Below are 20,708 nucleotides of genomic sequence, written 5' to 3'. Positions count from 1 at the left end.
GGAAGGCCGGGCCGGCGTCACGTCTGGCTAGTTGCTGGGCGAAGGCGAAGGCGACGCTTCAGGCGTTGCCGTGGAGGCCGGCGCTGGGGTGGCCTCGGGGGCCGCGACCGGGATTTTTGCCTCGGCATCCACAGCCTTCTGGAGCGCTGCCGCAATCCGCTTCTGCGCCTCGCCGTAGGCCGCGAAGTCACCCGCCGCCAGTGCGGCCTGGCCGGCCTGGATAGCGGCGTTTGCCTCATCCAGCGCCGCCTTCAGCTCGGCCTTCGCGTCCACTCCCCCAGGCGCCGCAGGGGTTGCCGGCTCGGCAGGCGCCTGGCCGTTGTTGTCCGAGTCCCCGGCAGCAGCACCGGAATCACCGCCGAAGAGCTGCTTCAGCGCCTCATCCAGTGTGGGTGCGAAGCCAACCTTGTCACCGAACGCCACCAGCACGCGCTGAAGCGTGGGGTAGGACGTCTCGCCCGTGGACTTGAGGTAGACCGGCTGCACGTACAGGATGCCGCCGCCGACAGGCAGGGTCAGCAGGTTGCCGTTCAGCACGTCCGAGGCGCCCTGACGCAGCAGGTTCAGGGCCTGCGACACGGTGGGGTCGGAGTTGAACTTGTTCTGCGCCTGGCCGGGACCGGGGACCTGCGTCTCCGGCGGAATCTGCAGCAGCCTCAGCTTGCCGTAGCTTTCCGCCTTGACCCCTGCCTCATTGCCCGCGTCAGAATCTGCCGCCAGGAAGCCATATAGGACGTTGCGGGCGTTGCCGTTGACGATCTGTGGAATGAACGAGGAGGTGAGCTGGAACGCGGGCTCGTCCTGGTCCGGCATCTGCAGGGACATGTAGAACGGCGGCTGCTTCACTCCTGTAGTGGAATCCACCGTGGGGTCGTTCGGAACGCTCCAGGCGTCCTTCGTCTGGTAGAAGGTGGACGGGTTGGTCACGTGGTATTCACCCAGCAGCTGACGCTGGACCTTGAAGAGGTCCTCCGGGTACCGGACGTGGGACATGACATCGCCCGACATCTCGGAGTAGGGCTTGAGCGATGTGGGGAACACCTTCTGCCAGGCTTTCAGCAGCGGGTCCTGGTCGTCCCAGGCGTATAGCGTGACGGAGCCGTCGTACGCATCCACCGTGGCCTTCACGGAGTTCCGGATGTAGTTGACCGTACTGTTCGGCAGGGCCACTGTACGGCCGGACGTGGTTAACGAGTCTGCAGTCGCATCCGAGAGCTGCTCCTGCTGGGAATACGGGTAGTACTGACTGGTGGTATACCCGTCCACGATCCACTTCACGCGGCCGTCCACCACCGCGGGGTAGGCATTGCCGTCAACCGTCAGGTACGGCGCAACCTTTTTGACCCGGTCCCGCGGATTGCGGTCATAAAGGATCTGCGACTCTGGATTCACACCGTCCGACAGCAGCAGGTCGGAAGACTGGAACTTGATGGAATACAGCACCCTGTTGAAGAACGTGCCGACATTGGGTCCGCCGTTGCCTTTGAACGTGTACTGGGTCTCCCCCTCACCGGAGGGCCTGTCCTGCTCCCGCGGTGGGGCTCCTTCCGGGGCGCCCACGATCGAGTAGTCGGGCGAGTACTCCCCAAAGTAGATCCGCGGCTCGTAGGAAGAATCGTCACCCAGGACGCCGGTAGAGGGAATGCCCGACTGCAGGAACTCCGGCTTTCCGTCCACCGTGAACTTGTTGCCCTTGGCCGCAACCACACCGTAGCCGTGGGTGTAGACCACGTGCTGGTTGAGCCAGCCCTGCTGGTTGGTGGCAACGTTGGCAGGGTTCAGTTCCCGTACAGCAATGACCGTGTCCTGGATTTGACCGTCAATTTCGTAACGGTCAACGTTCAGGGTTTCGGGGAAGCGATAGTACGGACGGTACTGCTCCAGCTGTGCGAAGGCGTCGGAAATCAGGTTCGGATCAAGGAGCCTGATGTTTGCAGTGGTCTGGGCATCGGGGGCGAGGGCTCCCGTGCTTGCCGTGTTCGTGGCGTCGTAGCGGCTTTCCTGGATGGCATCGAGGCCGTACGCCCTGCGCGTGTTGTCGATGTTGCGCTGGATGAATTCCTTTTCCAGCGTTTCCTCGGAAGGCCGCACCTGGAACTGCTGAATGACCCAGGGGTAGACGCCCCCCGCCAGGATGGAGGTGATGACCAGCATCGCCGTTCCGATGACGGGCAGGCGCCAGCGTCCGATGACGGCGGCAACGACGAAGAGGATGGCCACCAGCACCGCAGCGACGGCCAGGATGGCCTTGGTGGGAATGACGGCGTTGACGTCGGTGTACAGGGCACCGGCCCACCGCCCGTTATTGCTCTGCACCGCCGAGTAACGGTCCAACCAGAAGTTCACGCCCAGCAGCACCAGGAACGCGGCGCCGGTGACGGCGATGTGGATCTGGGCGGCCCGGCTGGTGAACACTCCGCGTTCCATGAGGCGGATGCTGCCGTAAAGGTAGTGCGTCAGGATGCCAGCGATGCCGGCGATGACCACGACACTGATCAGGAAGCCGGTGACGAACCCAAGGAAGGGCAGGACCATCAGGTAGAAACTGATGTCCAGGTTGAATTGCGGATCGGACTGGCCGAAGCCCTCCTGATTGAAGAACAGCAGCACCTTCTGCCACTGGCTCGCGGCGGCGCTGCCGGCGAAGAGGCCGAAGAGGACGGGCAGGCCCACCATGACCACCCGGCGGACAGGTTCCAGCTGGGCCTGGTAACGGTTGAGGTTGTCCCGGATGTCGGAGTCCGGAGCGTAGACCGGCCTGGCGTGGTAGGCGATGCGGATGGCGAAGAACACTGCCGCGAACATGATGGCGAAGCCGGCCGCGAAGATGGCGATCCGGACGAGGTTCTCGGTGACGAAGACTTCAAGGAAGCCCAGCTGCCGGTACCAGAGGACGTCGGTCCAGACGTTCGCGAAGAAGATGAAGCCCACAACCACGAGGGCAACAACGATCAGGGTGGGCGTCAGTGCGCCGCGCCGGGAAGGGGGTCTGCCTGTGGACATGGTGCTGGCGGGACGGGACAAACTGGGTACCTCATAGCTGGTCGTCAGATATTTGGAGCGTGCGAGCTGGCGGTGGACTCCGCCAGCCAACGGCTGGTTTTGTCCGCCATATATTTGCCACGAGTGGCGGTAAAGCTTAGTTCCTCTTGAGTCTAGTTGCGCCCAGTCTAGTTGTTTGTGCAGGTGGGCAGGCCGGATGTGTCCTGGCCGCTGGCGGCACGTTCGACGGCGGCCCTCGCCTCCGCGAGGGTCTCCACCCGCACCACCTGCAGCCCGTCCGGGATGTGTCCGGCCACATTCGCGCAGTTGGCGGCAGGTGCAAGGAACAGGGTGGCTCCCCCGGCCCGGGCGCCGTGCATCTTCTGTGCGATGCCGCCGATCGGTCCGACGGTGCCGTCCGGGGAGATGGTGCCGGTCCCGGCGATGTGCTTGCCGCCGGTCAGGTCCCCCGGGGTCACTGTATCGATGATGCCCAGCGAGAACATCAGCCCTGCCGAGGGCCCGCCCACCTTCTCCAAGGAAATCTCGACGTCGAACGGAAAGTCGAACAGATATTTCAGCATGACGCCGAGGATGAACCTGCCCTCAGCGTTGCTCTTGGGTGTGATGGTTTCGGTGACCTGCTGCCCGTCACGTTCCACGACGACGGTGGCGGGGACGCCGTTGCCGGCCGCCAGTTCCTCCTGGACGACCGACAGCGCGCTGATGTCCTTGCCATTGATGGTCTTCAGGATGTCCCCGGGCTGGATCTTCCCGGCCGAGGCGGAGCCCTCGGAAAGGCCGGCTGCCTGGAGCTGCTGGCCATACGGGATGTCCAGCTCATTAAGTGCCGAAGCTACCGCGTTTTCCTGCGACGTGGCCATGGCCACGGCGCTTTGCTCCTCGGCTTCCTGCCTGGTGGTGCCGGTCGGGTAGATCAGCTCCACCGGCTGGACGGCGTGGGTGGGGTTGAGCCACGCGGAAAACGCACGGAGGATGCTGACCGGGCCGTTGGGGCCGCCGTCAACATACACGGTGGTCAGGTCGAGGTTGCCTGCCGCGGGATACGACTCCCGGCCGGTGACCTTGATGACCGGCGTGCCCTGGCTCTGCCCAAGGGTGTTGTATGTTGGCCCCGGCGTCTCGATCACGTAGGGCACCGGAAGTGTGGCGACGCCGATGCCCAGGCCAAGCGCGGCCATCCCCGCCAGCATCATGGAGGACACCCTTGGGTCCCGTGATGCCGCGCCTGCCTCGAAAGGTCCGGGGCCGCCGTCGTCCACCACACCGCCGTCCTTCGTCCACGGGAAGGCGGCCTGCGGAAGCTCTGGGGCGTGGTCCTCGGAGGGGTGGCTGCCACGGGTTGTCGTCACCCACCCAACACTACGTGGTGGCGGCCGCGTACAGGTCTTTGCCTACAGCGAACGGTACCGGAGCGCGGCAGACAGCCGGGGGCAGCCGCGGTACCGTGAAGGTTGATTAACAGTCACACCGACGATCGGCGGGATCATGACCTCCAATCCACTCAATCCGTCCAACGGCGACGACACCCCCAAGGACCCGTTGACCGAAATGCTGCAGAACCTCATGGGCGGCAAGGGGATGGAGAACTTCGACCCCGCCGAACTGGCCAAGGCTGCCGGGCTTCCCAACGACCCCAACCTGCTGGCCCAGATGTTCTCCCAAGTCCAGGCGATGATGAGTGCCCCGTCCGAGGGGCCCGTGAACTGGACGCTGGCGCACGACAACGCCCGCCGGGTGGCGGCAAGCAGCTCTGACCCGTCTGTGACGTCCCAGCAGTCCCGCGACGTTGACGAGGCCCTGCGCCTGGCGGAGCTGTGGCTGGATCCCGTCACGGACCTGCCCGCCACCGGCCTGATCGGCCGCGCATGGTCCCGGGCGGAGTGGGTCGAGGCGACGCTTGGCACTTGGAAGAGGCTGACGGAGCCGGTGGCCAACAGCATCGCCAACGCGCTCTCCACCGCAATGACCGAACAGATGCCCGAGGAAATGAAGTCCATGATGGGCGGCGCCTCGTCCATGCTGCAGAACATGGGCGGCGCCATCTTCGGCATGCAGCTGGGCCAGGCAATCGGCGCCCTCTCCGCGGACGTGGTCAGCTCCACCGATATCGGCGTTCCCTTGGCTGACCTTGAAATGGCGCTCCTGCCCGCGAATGTTGCCGCCTTCGGTGAGGGCCTTTCCCTGCCCGAGAATGACATCCGGCTCTTCCTAGCAGTGCGCGAGGCCGCCCATGCACGCCTCTTCGTCCAGGTTCCCTGGCTGCGGGGACACCTGCTGGGCGCCATCGAGGCGTACGCCCGGGGCATCCACATCGACACGTCACGCATTGAGGAACTGGCACGCGACCTCGATCCCAGCAACCCGGAGGGCATCCAGGAGGCCCTGTCCCAGGGCGTCTTCATGCCCCAGCGCACGCCCGCTCAGGAGCAGGCCCTCGAGAAGCTGGAAACGGCTCTCGCCCTCGTGGAGGGGTGGGTGGACGAACTGACCGCCGCGGCGACCGAGAAGATGCTGCCTTCGGCGTCGGCACTGCGGGAAACCGTCCGCCGCCGCCGCGCCACCGGCGGTCCGGCAGAGCACGCCTTCGCCTCGCTGGTGGGACTGGAACTGCGCCCCCGGCGGCTGCGTGACGCCGCCACCCTGTGGGCCACCTTGAAGGAAGAGCGCGGCATCGAAGGGCGCGACGCCATCTGGCACCACCCGGACCTGCTCCCCACCGCCGAGGACCTGGACGATCCCAAGGGCTTCAGCAGCCGGCGCAAGCTTGCCGAAGCCACCGACAGTGAAGTGGACGATGCCCTGCAGAAACTGCTCAATGGTGGTTTCGACACCCCGGCGGCGGACGCCGGCAAGGGAGAAGCAGCCGGCGAGGGAGAAGAAAAGGACGACGACGGAGGAGACGCCCAGCCGAAAGGCTGAGTTCTCCCGTGGCCGGGGGGCCGCTGCTAGTCGGCGTCCCCCGGCCAGCCATCCAGCTCCGGCCAGCCTTCGAGCTCCTGGCTGCCGCTGCCGCCAAGTGCCCCACCGTCCGTTGCCGCAGCCAGTCCGCGCGCGGTGGCAAAGGAAACACCTTCCAGGAATGCCTTGGCGCGTTGGGTTTCCGGGTACGCCTCGAGCAGCTTCCAGAAAGCTGCGTTGTGCCCGGCCACCAGCAGATGGGCAAGTTCGTGGAGCAGGACATAGTCGATGACCCACTGCGGCATCGGTCGGAGTTTGTCCGAGAGCCGGATGGTTCCGTCAGCGGGTGTGGCTGATCCCCAGCGCGAGTTCTGGTTGCTGACCCAGCGCACGGACGTTGGGATGGCGCGCCCGCCCAGGTACCGTCCCGAGAGGTGGGTGGCGTGGGCGGCAAGGGCGGCGTCCGAGGCGGGACGCTTCCGGGCGGAGCTCGCGCGGCGCTCCCCCTGCCGCTGCAGCTTGGCCAGCATGCGCCGGACCCACTCGGACTCCTGGGCTGCGGTGAAACGGGCCGGAATGGCGACGACGGCTGTCCCGTTCTCCCAGAAAGCCGCCACTGTCCGGGTACGGCGGGCAGAACGGCGCACTTCCACCGGTGCACCGTCCGCGGTGGTCAGCGGAGCAACTGTCCGCCGGCTCCCCGCAGCGACTCCGGGGCCCACCGCTGCTCCGGGGCCCACCGCTGCTCCGGGACTCACAGTGCCGTACTTTCGGCCAGGACCCGGAGCACGGCTTCCCCGTACTTCTCCAGCTTCGAAGGGCCCACCCCGGCAAGGCCGGCGAGTTCTTCAAGCGAGGCCGGCCGGGCCTCGGCGATGGCTGTCAGTGTTGCGTCGGTGAAGACCACGAAGGCCGGGACGTCCGTGGACACTGCCACTTCCCGGCGCCAGTTCCGGAGTGCGTCAAAGGTCTGTTCCTCGTAACCCGGCGGGCAGGCGTTGCAGCGTCCCACCTTGCGCTCGGCGCCGGTGGCGAGCATGCTCCCGCACACCCTGCAGACTGCGGGGGCCGCTGCCTTCCGGCGCGGGGCCACACCCTTGCCGCGGGCATTTGAGCTCGCCACTGATGCGGGCCGGAGCCCGTCGAGGAACCGGGACGGCTTGCGGTTGGCGCGGCCACCGGGCGTCCGTGCGGTGCTCCAGGACAGCGCGAGGTGTTCACGGGCTCGGGTGATTCCGACATAAAGGAGCCGGCGTTCCTCATCCACGGATTCCGGCGAGTCGGCGAAGGAGATGGGCATCAGGCCTTCGCTGAGCCCAACGAGGAACACGGCATCCCATTCCAGGCCTTTGGCGGCGTGCAGGGATGCCAGCGTCACCCCCTGGACTGTGGGCGCGTGCTGGGCCAGTGAGCGTTCCTGAAGTTCGTTGACGAAGTCAACCAGGCCAAACTGCGGACCCCGGTTCTGGACGAGTTCGTCGGCCAGCGCCACGAGCGCCGCCAGCGATTCCCAGCGCTCCCGCAGCGCGCCGCCGCTGTGTGGTGCGGAGTCTGTGTAGCCGAGGGAGGCAACGATGTCCCGGACCAGCTGCCCCAACGGCTCCGGCGCATCGGCCTCGCTGGCGGCCCTGGTTGCGGCCCGAAGCTGGAGGATGGCGTCACGGACTTCCTTGCGCGCGAAGAACCGCTCGCCGCCGCGGAGCTGGTAGCCGATGCCAGCGGCGGCCAACGCCTGCTCGTAGGCCTCGGACTGCCCGTTGGTCCGGAACAGGATGGCCACCTCGCTTGCCGGTGTGCCGGCGTCGAGGAGGGCCTTGATCTTCTGGGAGACCGTGGCGGCTTCGGCTTCGTCGTCGGCACATTCCGTGAACGTGGGTACGGGGCCTGCCGGCCGTTGCGCCACAAGCTGCAGGGGCGCAGCCCACGCGGCATCCGCTGCGGGTCCTCCGCTGCGCCGGGCAGCCAGGAGGTCGTTGGCGAGTTTCACCACCTGCGGCGTGGAGCGGTAGTCCCTGATCAGTTTGACCACGTTGGCCTGGGGATAGCGGGCCTTGAAGTCCAGGAGGTGCCGGGGCGATGCGCCCGTGAAGGAGTAGATGGTCTGGCTGGCGTCGCCCACGACGCACAATTCGTCGCGCCCGCCCAGCCACAGGTCCAGGAGCCGCTGCTGCAGCGGCGACACGTCCTGGTACTCGTCCACCACGAAATGCCGGTACTGCTCCCGGACGGTGGCGGCAACCCGTTCGTCTTCCTGCAGGATCCCGACCGTGATCAGCAGGACGTCCTCAAAATCAATGACGTTGCGGTCGGTCTTGACGTCCTCGTAGGCCTGGAACACCCGGGCGACAGCCGTCAGGTCGAAGCCGCCCGGCGTGCCCCTCCCTTGGGCGTTCTCGAGGTAGTTGGCGGGAGTCAGCATGGACACTTTGGCCCATTCGATCTCCGATGCCAGGTCGCGGATGGAGGCCCGGTCCGTGCTCAGCCTTAATCGCCGGGCCGCCTCTGCCAGCATTTGCGCCTTGTGGTCCAGAAGGTTGGGAAGCGAGCCGCCCACGGCCTGCGGCCAGAAAAACTGGAGCTGGCGCAGGGCCGCGGCGTGGAACGTGCGGGCCTGGACATTGCCTGCGCCAAGGTCCCGGAGCCTGCTGCGCATCTCGGCAGCTGCCCGGGCAGTGAAGGTGACGGCCAGCAGCCGCTGTGGAGTGTACACGCCGGAGTGGACGCCGTAGGCGATGCGGTGGGTGATGGCCCGGGTCTTTCCCGTCCCGGCGCCGGCGAGCACGCACAGGGGTCCGTTGAGGGTGCTCGCAACCTCGCGCTGTTCAGCGTCCAGCCCGCCAAGGATCCGGTCCTCAAGCGATGCCGCCCCGTCAAAAATTTCTGTAGTCACTTCTGCTGCTTTATGTCTCGACTACCGCGTGCTTGGAGTCTGGTGGATAAGGGATCAGGCGCCGGCGCGGTCCTCGATCCGCCCGCCGTACCAATGCTCAATGAGCGCCCGTGCAATGGAGAGCCTGCTGGAAATGGTGATATCACCCCTGAGAACGGCTTCCTGCAGATCCTCCCTGCTGAACCAGCGCGCCCTGGTGACCTCCACGCCGTCGGGCGTTGCCTCGGCATCTTCGGTGACGGCGGTAAATCCAAGCATAAGGGAGGCCGGGAAAGGCCACGACTGCGAACCGAGATACTGGCAAGCAGTGACGCGCACTCCCACTTCCTCAAGCACCTCCCGCACCACTGCCTGTTCCAGTGATTCACCGGGTTCAACGAACCCCGCGAGGGTGGAGAAGTTCTTCGCGTCCACCGGGCCCCCGCCGCCCAGAAGCACCCGCCCGTCGGGCCCCACAACGGTGACGATGATGGCGGGGTCAGTCCGCGGATAGTGCTCGGACGAATCTGCCGGGCAGCGGCGCATCCAGCCGCCGGCCTCCACCAGGGTGGGCGTTCCGCACCGCGGACAGTGCGTGTGGCCTGCATGCCAGTTGGCGATGGCGCTTGCCTCAACGAACAAGGCAGTGCCGGTTTCCGTCAGGCCTGCAGCCACGTCCCGGAATCCTGCCCAGGCGGCATCGCCCGGAATGCCCGCAGTGCCCGGCTCCAGCGGCTCGGACAGAACGAAAAGCAGCAGCTCGGTGCCGGCGGGAAGGCCGGAGCCCGGCAGGGCAGCTCCGAGGTAGATCACCAGTTCCGGCGTGGCGGAAACCGCTGACAGGCCCTCCAGCAGGCCTTTAGCGCCGGTCATAAACAGGTTTCCGTCCTGCACCAGTCCCTGCCGCCCGGACAGGACGGCTGCCAGCGTGCCTGGCGCGGCGAGGAGTTCGTCCACCATCCCCGGCCTGGTCCGAACGGCCGATCCCCTGTCCACCAACGCCGGCCGGACGGGAAGCAGGGTGTCCCGGAGGTGGTTGGCCGGCAGCAGCGCCGGCGCTCCCTGATGGACCGGTGTGACAGACTCCGCGTGGCTCATGCATCCACCGTACTGACATGGACCGACAATCCGCATTTCCGGCGTGGCCCTCCGCCCCGCGGGTACCCCCCCCATTTGCACCGATCTGAAGACTCGCCGCCCGCAGACCGGTGACTTGGACGGCGGGCAATCTACCGTGGAACGGTGAGAAGAAAACCGATTGAACTGGCAGCCGTTGCAACCGCGGCAGTCCCCGGACTGACCCCAACGGCCGTTAGCTCTGCCCCGGATGATCCCGCAGACTTCGATTCGGCCCTGCTCCTGGATTCGGAGGGCAAACGCTGGCGGGTCAGGTCTCCCCGGCACGCGGAGGCCAGCACCCGGCTGGAGACCGAGTTCCTGGTGCTCCGGGCCTTCGCGCCGGGAATCCGGGCCGAACTTCCGTTCCTGATGCCCACGGTGGCCGGCAGCGTCCGGTTGGGCACCCTGAGCACATTTGTTTACTCACACCTGGCCGGAAGTACCCGCAGCGTTGAGGAGCTGACCGCGGGCCCTGAGGCCCTGGCCCGCGAAATCGGCGCGGCGCTGGCAGCCATCCACGATCTGCCCCGGGCCCTGGTCAGCAACGCCGACCTGCCCAGCTACACTCCCAACGAGTTCCGCCAGCGCAGGCTGAATGAACTGGACCAGGCAGCCACCACCGGGAAGATTCCGCCGGCGCTCCTGCTGCGGTGGGAGCACGCCATGGAGGATGTATCGCTGTGGCGCTTCAATCCCTGTGTGGTGCACGGCGACCTGCACGAGGACAACATCCTGGTCGAAGGCCAGCGCGTCACGGCCGTGACCGGATGGACCGACCTCCGGATCGGCGACCCGGCTGACGACTTCGCCTGGCTGGTGGCATCCAACGAGCAGGACTTCGTGGATGCTGTCCTGGCCCGCTACACGGCCAGCCGGCGCGACACCCCGGACAATCACCTGCTGCGCAGGGCCGCCCTTTCGGCCGAATTCGCCCTGGCCCAGTACCTGGTCAAGGGAATTGCTGCGGGCGATCCGGCAATGGTGGCGGAGGCGGAGGGCATGCTGGAGACACTTGCCAACGACATCGCTGAGCACGGCGGCCAACCCATCAGTGTTGAGCCGCAGCCCGCCGCCGTCACCGTGCCCGGCGCAGCAACGTCCGACGGCGGGTCCGGACCGGGTGGGTCGGCCGTTACGGTCATTCCCGTCCCGGCACAGCCGGCGGTAGGAGCCGTTCCCGTCCCGGCACACCCGGCGGTAGGAGCCGTTCCCGTCCCGGCACACCCGGCGGTAGGAGTTGTTCCCGTCCCGGCACAGCCGGCGGTGGAGGTTGTTCCCGTCCCGGTTAAGCCGGCGGTTCATGTGACACCCATCCCCGCCGAGCCGGAGCAGGCGGCTGGGGGGAAACAGCACTCCCAGGACGGGCCCGACGATACGTCCACCGCCGCCCTGCCGATCATCAACGCCCGGCAGTCCTAACGGGAAGCGCTACCCCGGATCCGCCCGACCCGTGCGGTCACCGGGAATCCAGGGCTGCGCTGACGATGGCCTCCAGCTCCTCGGCCGTTCCGAGGTCGTGGGGCCGTACCACCTCGTTGTCGGCCACATAGAAGAACGCTGCCCGCACTTCCTCCAGCGGAACGTTCTTCAGGCGTGCCCACGCCAGCCGGTATACGGCCAGCTGCACCGACCGTGCCCGCAACTGGGCACCGGACGGACGCCGGCCGGTCTTCCAGTCCACGAGGTCCCAGGACCCGTCCGCGTCCCGGAATACAGCGTCGATCCGGCCACGCACAACCACCTCGCCCACCCGGGTTTCAACGGGGACCTCCACGAAGGCCGGCGAACGCTCGGCCCAGGGTGAGGCGCGGAACGTCGCCACCATGGAGTCGAGGTCGTAGGCGGCGTCGATATGGTCGTCCGAACCGGGAGCCTCACCCAGATCGAGCATTCCGGCAGCCCCAAAGTATTCCTCCACCCAGGCGTGGAATGCCGTTCCTTTGCGTGCCGACATTCCGGGTTCACGCGGAACCGGCCGGCGGAGCCTGGCGAGCACGTCCGACGGGTCGTTCCCCAGGTCCACCAGCATGGATGCGGAGATATGGCTTGGCAGGTGAACATCCTGACCGTAGGACCGTTTGGCGCGGCGCTCCAGCAGCAGCGCGGCTTCCCGTGCCCACCCGGCCGCTGGTCCAGCCAGGCCGGTGATGCCTGCCGGGCCGCCTTCAGCATCCAATGGTCCGGACTCATGCTGGTGGTTCCCGGCGGCCTCGAGTTCGGCCAGAACAAGGGCAGCAGCCCTGTCCATGGCCTCCCTGCGGCCCCCGGCCAGCCGGAGCCGCTCCCCTGTCCGGGGATCCACCGGGCCTTCAAGGGGATCGTAGGGCCAACGTGCCACTTCGGTTTCGCTGGACAAGGGGCTGCTTTCGGGCAGGGCGTCTTCCGCCAGGGACAGCGGATGGACCGAGGCCCGGACCGGCTGCCCATCGGACTTCACGAGGACATCCAGTTCGGCCAGGAACGGTGACATTTCCGCCCTGGCGGCGCGCGATCCCACCCATGCTGCACTGGAGACCCACAGGACGTGCTTCGCCCGGGTGTAGGCAACGTAAGCCAGGCGTCGCTCCTCCGATTCCCCGTGCGCCTGCACGGCCGCCTTGAAGTCCTTCTCCGCATCCAGCCAGCCCTTCTGGTCCGGCTGGTCCAGGTCCCACTGCGGCAGATCTGCACGGTCACCCCGCAGGGGCCACGGCAGGGCCGCACTCCCGCTGCTCCAGCGGGAGTCCTTGTCGCTGGGAAAAGCCCCGGCGTTCAACCCGGGCACAAAGACGACGTCCCACTCCAGGCCTTTGGACGCGTGGACGGTCAGAAGCTGGACAGCTTCCCTGTTAACATCGCCGGGCGGAGCTTCGAGCCCGTTCTCCTCCGCGGCTGCAGCTTCGAGCCAGGCAAGGAAGGCAAGGATGTCCACCCGCTGGGAGGTCCGAAGAAATCCTGCAGCGGCGTCCTGGAAGGCGTCCAGGTTGCGGCGCGCCTGGTGGATGCTGACCCCTGGGCGTGCCGCAACTTCGATATCCAGTAGCATGCCCCGTTCCACTTCCCCCAGGAGTGTGGTGAGGTCGTCCCCGAGGTAGCCGCGGAGCTGCCGCAGCTCGGCCGAAAGCTGCAGGAGGCGGCCGCGGGCCCCGGTGCTCAGGCACCTGCCGCTGGAGGAAGTCCATCCCTCGCGTGGCAGCCAGTCAAGGGCTTCCACGAGGCTGGCACCATCTGTCAGGTCACCCTCGAGAACGGGGGAATCCTCGTCGGGCGAATCGTCGTCGGACCGCTCCGCGGCCTGCCCGCGGCGGCGGGCCAGGTGGCTGGACCAGTCCCGCAGGGCCATCAGGTCTGCCGGTCCTATCCGCCACCTCGCTCCGGCGAGCAGCCGCATGAGCGCGTCCGACCGGCCCGGATCGGCCAGTACCCGGAGGGTGGCCACGAGGTCCACCACCTCGGGTGTGTCCAGGAGCCCGCCAAGGCCCACGATCTCGTAGGGGATGCTCCTGGCTTCAAGCTGGCGGCGGATAACTTCCATCTGCGCCCGCCGCCGGCACAGGACGGCGATCGCTGGCGGTACGGGCGTTCCATCGGGCTTCAGTTCGAAGTCTGTCACCCGGTATTTCAGGACATCTTCGGCAAGTGCCGCAGCTTCCTCCACGTCACTGCCGAAACGGCCAAGCACCACGGAGCCCTGGGCAGCATAGGGGCTGGGCTGCAACGGAGGCACATGCGCGGTCTGCGCTCCCTTGCCGCCTGCCGGTCCACGCTGCGCTTCGGCTTTGACCAGCGCTTCCGACGTCACGTTCGCCGCCGCCAGGATGGATCGTCCGTTCCGCCAGGCGGTGGTCAGGTAGGACGTGGGTGCAGGCGCCCAGCCTGCCTGCCCGTCCACAGATTCCTGGCGGACAGGAAATTCCCGGACGAAATGGAACAGCTGGCCGGCCGAGGCCCCGCGGAAACCGTAGATGGACTGGTTCGGGTCTCCGACGGCCGAGACGGCGTGCCCGCCGCCGAAGAGCCGCGAGAACAGGACGAGTTGGGCATGCGAGGTGTCCTGGAACTCATCGAGCAGGACAACTTTGTACCGTTGGCGTTCCATCTGGGCGGCCATCGGAACGTCCCGGGCCACCTTGGCTGCGAGCGCCACCAGGTCGCCGAAATCGAGGGCGCCGCGTGCCCGCTTTGCCTCGGCATACCTGCCCACCATGTCGGCAACGCTGGCGCGGGTGCGAAGCATGGCGGCCAGCTCTGCAACGGCCTGCGGAGCGTTCTTCTTTTTGTCGGCCAGGTAAGGAAGCGATTCGAAGTCTGAGAGCCGGGCCATGAGCCAGGCCTCAACGTCTTCCGGTTCCTGAAGGTGTTCGGCACATTCTCCGGCGAGTTGGATGACCGCCTTCACCAGGGTGGACTTGGCGGCACGGAAGTGGGCGTACTCGCCGTCGTAGGCTTCCACCACTTCGCTGGCCAGCTGCCACGCCTGCGCCCCGCCCAGCAGAACCACATCCCGTTCCACGCCCAACCGCAGCCCGTAGTCGGAAACGATCCCGCTGGCGAAGGAGTGGTAAGTGGACACTTTGGGTTCCAGGGCATCACTGCTGAGCAGGCCTTCCGGAAAGACCTGGTGCGCCGTATCGCCTGCAACCAGCCGCTGGAGGGCCACCAGTTTGGCGCGGATCCTCGATGCCAGTTCCCCCGCGGCCTTCCTGGTGAACGTCACGCCGAGGACTTCCTCCGGCCGCACCCAGCCGTTGGCCACGAGCCACACCACCCGGTCCGCCATGGTGGCCGTCTTGCCGGAGCCGGCACCGGCGATGACCAGCCGGGGCGTGAGCGGCGAGGAGATGATGGCGGATTGTTCGGCTGTGGGCATGTTCTTTTCACCCAGGAGCACCGACAACTCCTCGGGGCTGAACCGTGCCCCCGGTGGCTGGGGAGCTGCTGCGGCCGCCGCTGATGGCCCGGCATCCGGCTCAGCACCCTGCCGGCCGGGCAGCACGTCGAGGTTATGGCTCATTCCGTCACTTGCCTTCCACGCACGCAGAGCGGGCATACCTCGGGCAGCTTGCAGCCATGGCCTCCGTGGCTCCCCTTTGCCGGATCATGCCGGGCTTCGAATACCTTGCCGCCCATCACTTTCGCTGCATCCTTTACCATGTCGAGGGCCCAATTCTCCTGCGGGTCGAGTGCATCCTGCTGCTGGACCGCAGGGTTCTTGGCGCTTGTTCCGAGCTGGGCTAGAACAGCCCCGCCGGGCAGGGTACCGCCCTCCCTGCCTGTTGCCTCGGCAAATCCTCCCGCGAGGACTGCTGCCTGGTAGGCACCGAGCTGGGGGTGCCGGGACAGTTCAGCCTTTCCGGGCTGCCGCTTTCCCGTCTTGAGGTCCACGATGACCAACCTGCCTTCGCCGTCGATCTCCAGCCTGTCCACCTGGCCGCGAAGTATGGCCTGACGTGGGGCCAGACCGTCCACTGCCACCTCGCCAAGGGGCACCTCAAAATCCTGCTCCACGCCCACGAGGCTGCGGCCCTCGCTCCTCATCACCATGATGTACTGGGCGAGCTTACGCACCATTGACTCCGCCCGTTGGAAATCAAGCCGGCCCTCCCAGTTGTCCTTCATGCCCAGGGTGGGCCAACGGCGGACCAGCTCCGCGAGGTACTCCCCGCCCGAGGCGTCCGGCAGTTCCTGCGCAATGGCGTGCACCAATGTTCCCAGGCTGCGGGCAAAGTCTGTGGCCGCCTCGCCCCCGGCCGCCTGCACGAACCAGTCAAGCGGCGACTTCTGGACCGTTTCTACCTTCGACGGCGACACGGACACGGTACCGCCGGGCGGAACCACGGCTGCCTCGGACGTCAGCGGCGCGAGTCCCCACCAGGTGGAGGGATGGGCACCGGGGACAGGCGGCACGGCCGCCGCCAGCCGGGCCAGCACCCTTGCCGCCTCCCGGGCCTCCGCTGCATGGTTCCCGTCCAGCTGGGCATGCTGCCGCAGTTCGGCAACGAGGGCCCGCAGGGTCATGGGGCGCTCCACCGCGGTGAAGCCCCTCCGCTCCTGGCCACGCTCCAGCGGCGCGACGTAATCGAGGAATGACGACGGCTGGTCGTCCTCCGAGGCGACCGCCGTGCATATGAGCAGCTCCCGGGAGCGTGAAACAGCTGTGGAAAAGCTACGCAGTTCGTCGTAACGGATTTCGCGCAACCGGCTCAGCGGGTCCCGTTGCAACGCATAGGCGGGGCCGTGTTCAACGGCGTCCGCGTAGAGAGTGCTGCCCAGGAGTTCCCCCCGGAGCCGGGTATTGGGCCACACGCCCTCCTGCAGGCCGGCGACAATCACGACCGGCCATTCCCGTCCTGCTGCGCTGGCGGGCGTCATCAGCTCCACGGCATCATCCACCTGTGCCCTGGCTGCAAGGGTGTCCATGGGGAGTTCCTGGTTGAGGAGGTACTCCAGGAACTGTTCGGGCCCGGCTCCGGGCATCTGGTCCACGTACCGTTCGGCCGTATGGAACAACGCCATCATCGCATCCAGGTCCCGGTCGGCCCGGGCGCCGTGGGGGCCGCCTGCCAGTGCAGTTTCCGTCCAGGATGCTGCCAGCCCGGTGGAGCTCCACAACGCCCAAAGCACCGATTCGGCGTTGGCGCCCGGCTGGAAGGCAGCTTCGCGGCCGGCCTGGATCATCCTGGCGGCACGCCTGGCCGCCCTGCCTTCGATACCCAGGGCGGACAGCGCTCCGGGCTCCAGCAGGGCCTCGACCAGGAGTGCATCGCTGGTCCGTCCGCCGCCACCCAGCAGTTCCTCACGGCGAAGCGACTGCCGGAGCCGCCGCAGTTCGATGGAACTGGCTCCGCCAATCCGGGACGTCAGGAGGGACACCGCGGCTTCCGGGGTCAGCAATGTGGGGTCCAGTGCAATGGCAAAGGCATCCAGCAGGGGGCGTACCGCTACTTCGTCCCGCACGGCCGACTCGGCAACCGGCACCCGGACAGGGATCCCCTGCCCCGAGAGGTAACGCTGCAGCTCGCTGACCTGTCCGCCGTTGCGCACAATGACAGCGATCTCCGTGAGGTCCCGGCCATGGTTGATGTGCTGGTCCAGGATCCGCTGGGCGACATACCGGAGCTCGTGCACTGCTGACGGGACCAGGTGCGCCTCGACGGTCCCTTCCTGCAGGTTCCCCTCCGGCCGGTCCTTCTGCGGATGCTCCAGCCGCCTGGCCAGCTGCCCACCCGCGCGCTGCGAGATCCGGCCGGCTACGCCGAGCCAGGCGTCCGCGAGCGCCGGAACCAGGCGGTGGGAATGGGACAGCGGACGCTCCACGAGGGGCGCTCCCGGCGACAGCAGCCGCGGCAGCTCCGCCACGAGGTCGGGCCGGGCCCCCCGGAAGCCCTGGACCACGGTATCGGGCGAGTACGCCACATAGCAGTCCTTGCCTGCCGCGATGTCCGCCAGGAGCTCGAATACTGCGGGGTTCGCTTCCTGGATGTCGTCCACCACCACCAGTTGCAGCCTGTCCCGTTCGGCGGCGAGGAATTCCGGCGCGTCCTGGAAGATGTGGCGTGCCGCTGTGATGATTCCGGCGGGGTCGAAGGCCTCCGGCATCCTGAGGTCCAGGACATCCCGGTACTCGTTGTAGAGGCCAGCCGCGGCGGTCCAGTCGGGCCTGCCGCACTCACGGCCAAGCACTTCAAGATCCTCCGCAGTACGGCCGGACTCGATGATCCGGTCGAAGAGCTGCCGGACCTCCTGGCGGAACCCGCGGGTTTCGAGCGCGCCGTTGAGGTCCTCAGGCCACGGCAGTTCCAGGCCCGGAAGGCGGTGCCCGTCAAGGAGTTCCTTGATGATGAGGTCCTGTTCGGGGCCGGACAGGAGGCGCGGCGCCCGGGCCAGCGGGATGACGCCCTCAGCCTTGGCGCGCCTGATCAGGTCAAAGGCGTAGGAAGCCCACGTGCGTGCGGGGGTGGTGCTGAGGCTTCGGTCCAGCCGGGCGGTAAAGCGGTCCCGCAGGAAATCAGCGGCCAGACGGCTCGGGGCAAGGATCAGCATGCGCTCGGGATCGATACCGTCCCGCAGGGCGCGCTCCACGGCAGCCTCGATGAGCACAGTGGTCTTACCGGTCCCGGGGGCCCCGGGGACCAGCACGGGCCCGGCTCCAAAGGGAACATCGACGGCGGCCTGCTGGTCAGGAATGAGTGACGGCGCGGCTGCATGGATCTGGCGCGGCGCGAGCAGCCGCAAGGAACCTGGCCTTCCTGCGGTAGCGTCTGGGCTGCTTCCTGCTTTGCCAGCACCGGGCCCGAAAGCGGACTCCTGCCCCGGCTGGGGGTCGGGCCGGTATTCGTCACGTGGTCCCGTGAAGGGAAGAGTTACTGTCACACCGACATTCCATCATCAGCCACCGACAATCCCTGGAGCCGACGCTCCAGCGCCGCGGCGATGCCGTCCACCCTGTCCAGATCCCCGTCGGTCGGCTGCCAGCGAGCGGCGGACAGATCGACGCGCCACCGGCCCTCCCCGGTCCGGAGGAAGGACCCGAAGCCGCCTCGGAGCGGTGTTCCCTCATCCAGGTAGCGGCGGAGGGCCGCGGCTTCATGCCCCTCGGGAGCATGTCCGCTCGCCTTCAGCACACGCCACCAGGAAACGCCACTGCCGTAATGGCTCAGCACCGCCCCCACCTGCCGCGGGCCCCCGGCCCCGAGCAGTTCGGAAACGTCGCCGTAGGACACAACGGACCCGGCTGGTACCAGCCCAACAACGGCCAGCACCGCCTCCACATACTCGATCCGCACTCATCCAATCTATCGGCAGTGGCGCTCCCCGGAATTGTCCGGGGTCCCCCTTAGCGTTGAAGCATGAGCACCTGGAACACCCTTCCCCGAGCAGCCTTCGATCTCGAAACCACCGGGCGGAACTCCCGTGCGGCCCGGATTGTCACAGCGTCGGTGACCGTCGTGGACCACCACGGCGAGGTCATCAAGGAACATGAGTGGCTGGCGGATCCGGGGGTGGAAATTCCCGTTGAAGCCAGCGATGTGCACGGAATCACCACGGAGCAGGCCCGGCGTGACGGGCGCCCCGCCCATGAAGTCACCAGGGAACTTGCAGGGGTCCTGCAAGAGTTGTTCGACGCCGGTGTTCCCGTCATTGCCTTCAACGCAAGCTACGACTTCACCGTGCTGGCGGCCGAGTCGGCCCGGTACGGGGTCCCACAGCTGACGCGGTTCCCGGTACTTGATCCCTACATTATGAATAAGCAGGTGGACCGCTACCGAAAGGGCAAGCGCACCCTCACGGCCCTGTGTGAGGAGTACGGCGTGGTCCTGGACAACGCCCACACGTCTGCCGCTGACGCCCTGGCCACTCTGAAGGTGCTGGATGCAATGGCCGGCAAGTTCCCCAAACTGATGATGCCGGCCAGCCAGCTCCACCAGCTCCAAGTCGATTGGGCTGTCAGCCAGGCTGCGGACTTCCAGGGCTACCTCCGCAAGACCAAGCCCACCGCCGTGGTCGAAGGTGATTGGCCGGTCCTGCCTCCACAGGATGCCAGCGTCGGCGGATTTTAGGCTTCAACAGGGCCTGCCCTGCCGTAATGCGAGACAAGTCACAGTGCAACGACTGCGCATTTCACCCTTGAAGGGGCCCCGCAAATTCGCCGAATCACTAAGCGGCCTCCCTGTTGCGCGTGCGGGAAGGGGAAGTCCCCGAATTAAATGCGGCTTCAGGCTGCCCTGCTAGTCCTTCGATTTCCTTAGCAGCGCATTTTCGATGAAGTGAGACAATAAAGTTTTGCGGTCACCCCTGCCCTGGCCATGCTTGACCAGCACAGGGCAGGTGCCAGGCGCCATCAGCGCAGCCTTGCGGCCCGGTTGACTTATGACTCAATGAAAGTGACAACCTGATGAAAATCAAAGCGATGAAGTGGCTGACTACCGCCCCCGTTGCTCTGGCCCTGGCGGTTTCCCTGGCCGCCTGCGGTTCAGGGTCCCCGGAGCCCGCCGGCACCCCCACCGATGCCCTCGCCGGCAGCGACCAGCAGACACTGGACAAGTACACCACTGCGGATGTCACCCCGATCGACCAGATCGACAAGACCAAGCTCGGCCTCAACACCGAAGGCAAGCTCGAAGTGGGCACCCTCTCGGACGCGCCGCCGAACATCTTCATCGACCCCTCCGGCAAGTTCACCGGCTACGACAACGAGCTCCTGCGCGCCATCGCCGCCAAGCTCGGCCTCGAGGTGGAATTTGTTGCCACGGACTTCTCGGCGCTCCTTTCCCAGGTGCAGACCAAGCAGTTCGACGTCGGGTCCTCCTCCATCTCCACCACCGAAGCCCGCCGCCAGAATGTCGGCTTCACCAACGGCTACGACTTCGGCTACATGGCCGTCGTCGCCAAGACCGACGGCGACGTCAAGAGCTTCGATGACCTCACCTCCGATCTGCGCGTCGGCGTCGTCCAGGGCACCGTCCAGGACGACTACGTCACCAACACCCTGAAGATGGAACCGATCCGCTTCCCGGATTACGCCACCGTCTACGCCAACGTCCGCAACGGACAGGTGGATGCCTGGGTGGCTCCGTCGCAGCAGGCTGAAGGCCAGGTCAAGGAAGGCGACGGCACCGCCATCGTCGAATCGAAGATCAACACCGAGAACTTCACCGCCTACGCGGTGGCCAAGGACAACCAGCCGTTGATCGACGCGCTGAACTCGGGCCTGGACGCCGTAATCGAGGACGGGACCTGGTCCAAGCTGACCAAGGAGTGGTACCCGGACCGCGAAATGCCGACTGACTGGAAGCCGGGCAGCAAGGCCGCCACGGTTCCCCAGAGCTGATTGAGC

Annotated in this window: 12 protein-coding genes; 4 read left to right on the top strand and 8 right to left on the bottom strand. The window is 66.8% G+C overall.

From position 1 onward, the window contains the following. Positions 1 to 27: 27 nt before the first annotated feature. Both AC5RUO_RS05755 and AC5RUO_RS05750 read right to left on the bottom strand, forming a co-directional pair. Entirely contained in the window at positions 28 to 3,003 is a 2,976-nt protein-coding gene (locus AC5RUO_RS05755) for a UPF0182 family membrane protein (RefSeq protein WP_494103020.1), read from the bottom strand. Between the two features lie 167 nt (positions 3,004 to 3,170). After that, on the bottom strand, positions 3,171 to 4,268 hold the full coding sequence (locus AC5RUO_RS05750) for a YlbL family protein (protein WP_494103383.1): 1,098 nt from the start codon (positions 4,266 to 4,268) through the stop codon (positions 3,171 to 3,173). Positions 4,269 to 4,491: 223 nt separating this feature from the next. Between AC5RUO_RS05750 and AC5RUO_RS05745 the strand changes: the two genes are divergently transcribed. After that, a complete protein-coding gene (locus AC5RUO_RS05745) occupies positions 4,492 to 5,925 on the top strand; it encodes a zinc-dependent metalloprotease (RefSeq protein WP_494103019.1) in 1,434 nt (477 codons plus the stop codon). 26 nt (positions 5,926 to 5,951) lie between these two features. Here the strand turns inward: AC5RUO_RS05745 and AC5RUO_RS05740 are convergent, their stop codons facing one another. The 3 genes from AC5RUO_RS05740 to nudC are packed head-to-tail and all read right to left on the bottom strand — an operon-like array spanning position 5,952 to position 9,871. After that, the gene (locus tag AC5RUO_RS05740; RefSeq protein WP_494103382.1) at positions 5,952 to 6,626 is read right to left on the bottom strand and encodes a M48 metallopeptidase family protein; all 675 of its coding nucleotides are present in this window, start codon (positions 6,624 to 6,626) and stop codon (positions 5,952 to 5,954) included. Positions 6,627 to 6,658: 32 nt separating this feature from the next. Next, positions 6,659 to 8,794, bottom strand: a complete 2,136-nt coding sequence (locus AC5RUO_RS05735; protein WP_494008768.1) for an ATP-dependent DNA helicase UvrD2 — start codon at positions 8,792 to 8,794, stop codon at positions 6,659 to 6,661. Between the two features lie 54 nt (positions 8,795 to 8,848). Next, positions 8,849 to 9,871 carry an NAD(+) diphosphatase gene (gene nudC / locus AC5RUO_RS05730; protein ID WP_494008769.1) on the bottom strand — a complete coding sequence of 341 codons (1,023 nt, stop codon included), beginning with the start codon at positions 9,869 to 9,871 and terminating at the stop codon, positions 8,849 to 8,851. A 144-nt stretch (positions 9,872 to 10,015) separates the two neighbouring features. Between nudC and AC5RUO_RS05725 the strand changes: the two genes are divergently transcribed. Next, a complete protein-coding gene (locus AC5RUO_RS05725; protein WP_494103018.1) occupies positions 10,016 to 11,311 on the top strand; it encodes a macrolide 2'-phosphotransferase in 1,296 nt (431 codons plus the stop codon). 37 nt (positions 11,312 to 11,348) lie between these two features. Here the strand turns inward: AC5RUO_RS05725 and AC5RUO_RS05720 are convergent, their stop codons facing one another. From AC5RUO_RS05720 to AC5RUO_RS05710, 3 genes are all read right to left on the bottom strand, one after another. Beyond that, positions 11,349 to 14,885 (bottom strand): ATP-dependent helicase, encoded by a 3,537-nt coding sequence (locus tag AC5RUO_RS05720; RefSeq protein ID WP_494103017.1) that lies wholly within the window; start codon positions 14,883 to 14,885, stop codon positions 11,349 to 11,351. Continuing rightward, the gene (locus AC5RUO_RS05715) at positions 14,882 to 18,106 is read right to left on the bottom strand and encodes an ATP-dependent helicase (RefSeq protein ID WP_494103016.1); all 3,225 of its coding nucleotides are present in this window, start codon (positions 18,104 to 18,106) and stop codon (positions 14,882 to 14,884) included. Before AC5RUO_RS05715 ends, AC5RUO_RS05720 begins: the two co-directional genes overlap by 4 nt. Before the next feature lie 134 nt (positions 18,107 to 18,240). Next, a complete protein-coding gene (locus tag AC5RUO_RS05710) occupies positions 18,241 to 18,657 on the bottom strand; it encodes an MGMT family protein (RefSeq protein WP_494103015.1) in 417 nt (138 codons plus the stop codon). Positions 18,658 to 18,720: 63 nt separating this feature from the next. On the opposite strand from AC5RUO_RS05710, the gene AC5RUO_RS05705 reads away from it, so the two are divergent. Together AC5RUO_RS05705 and AC5RUO_RS05700 are read left to right on the top strand one after the other, a co-directional pair. Next, positions 18,721 to 19,431 (top strand): 3'-5' exonuclease, encoded by a 711-nt coding sequence (locus AC5RUO_RS05705; RefSeq protein ID WP_494103014.1) that lies wholly within the window; start codon positions 18,721 to 18,723, stop codon positions 19,429 to 19,431. Between the two features lie 335 nt (positions 19,432 to 19,766). Next, positions 19,767 to 20,702: a substrate-binding periplasmic protein gene (locus AC5RUO_RS05700; RefSeq protein WP_494008775.1), complete on the top strand. Its 936-nt coding sequence runs from the start codon at positions 19,767 to 19,769 to the stop codon at positions 20,700 to 20,702. Positions 20,703 to 20,708: the final 6 nt, after the last annotated feature.

This window comes from Arthrobacter sp. Y3221087 (assembly GCF_059089905.1).
This window is presented reverse-complemented; position numbering and strand designations above follow the sequence as displayed.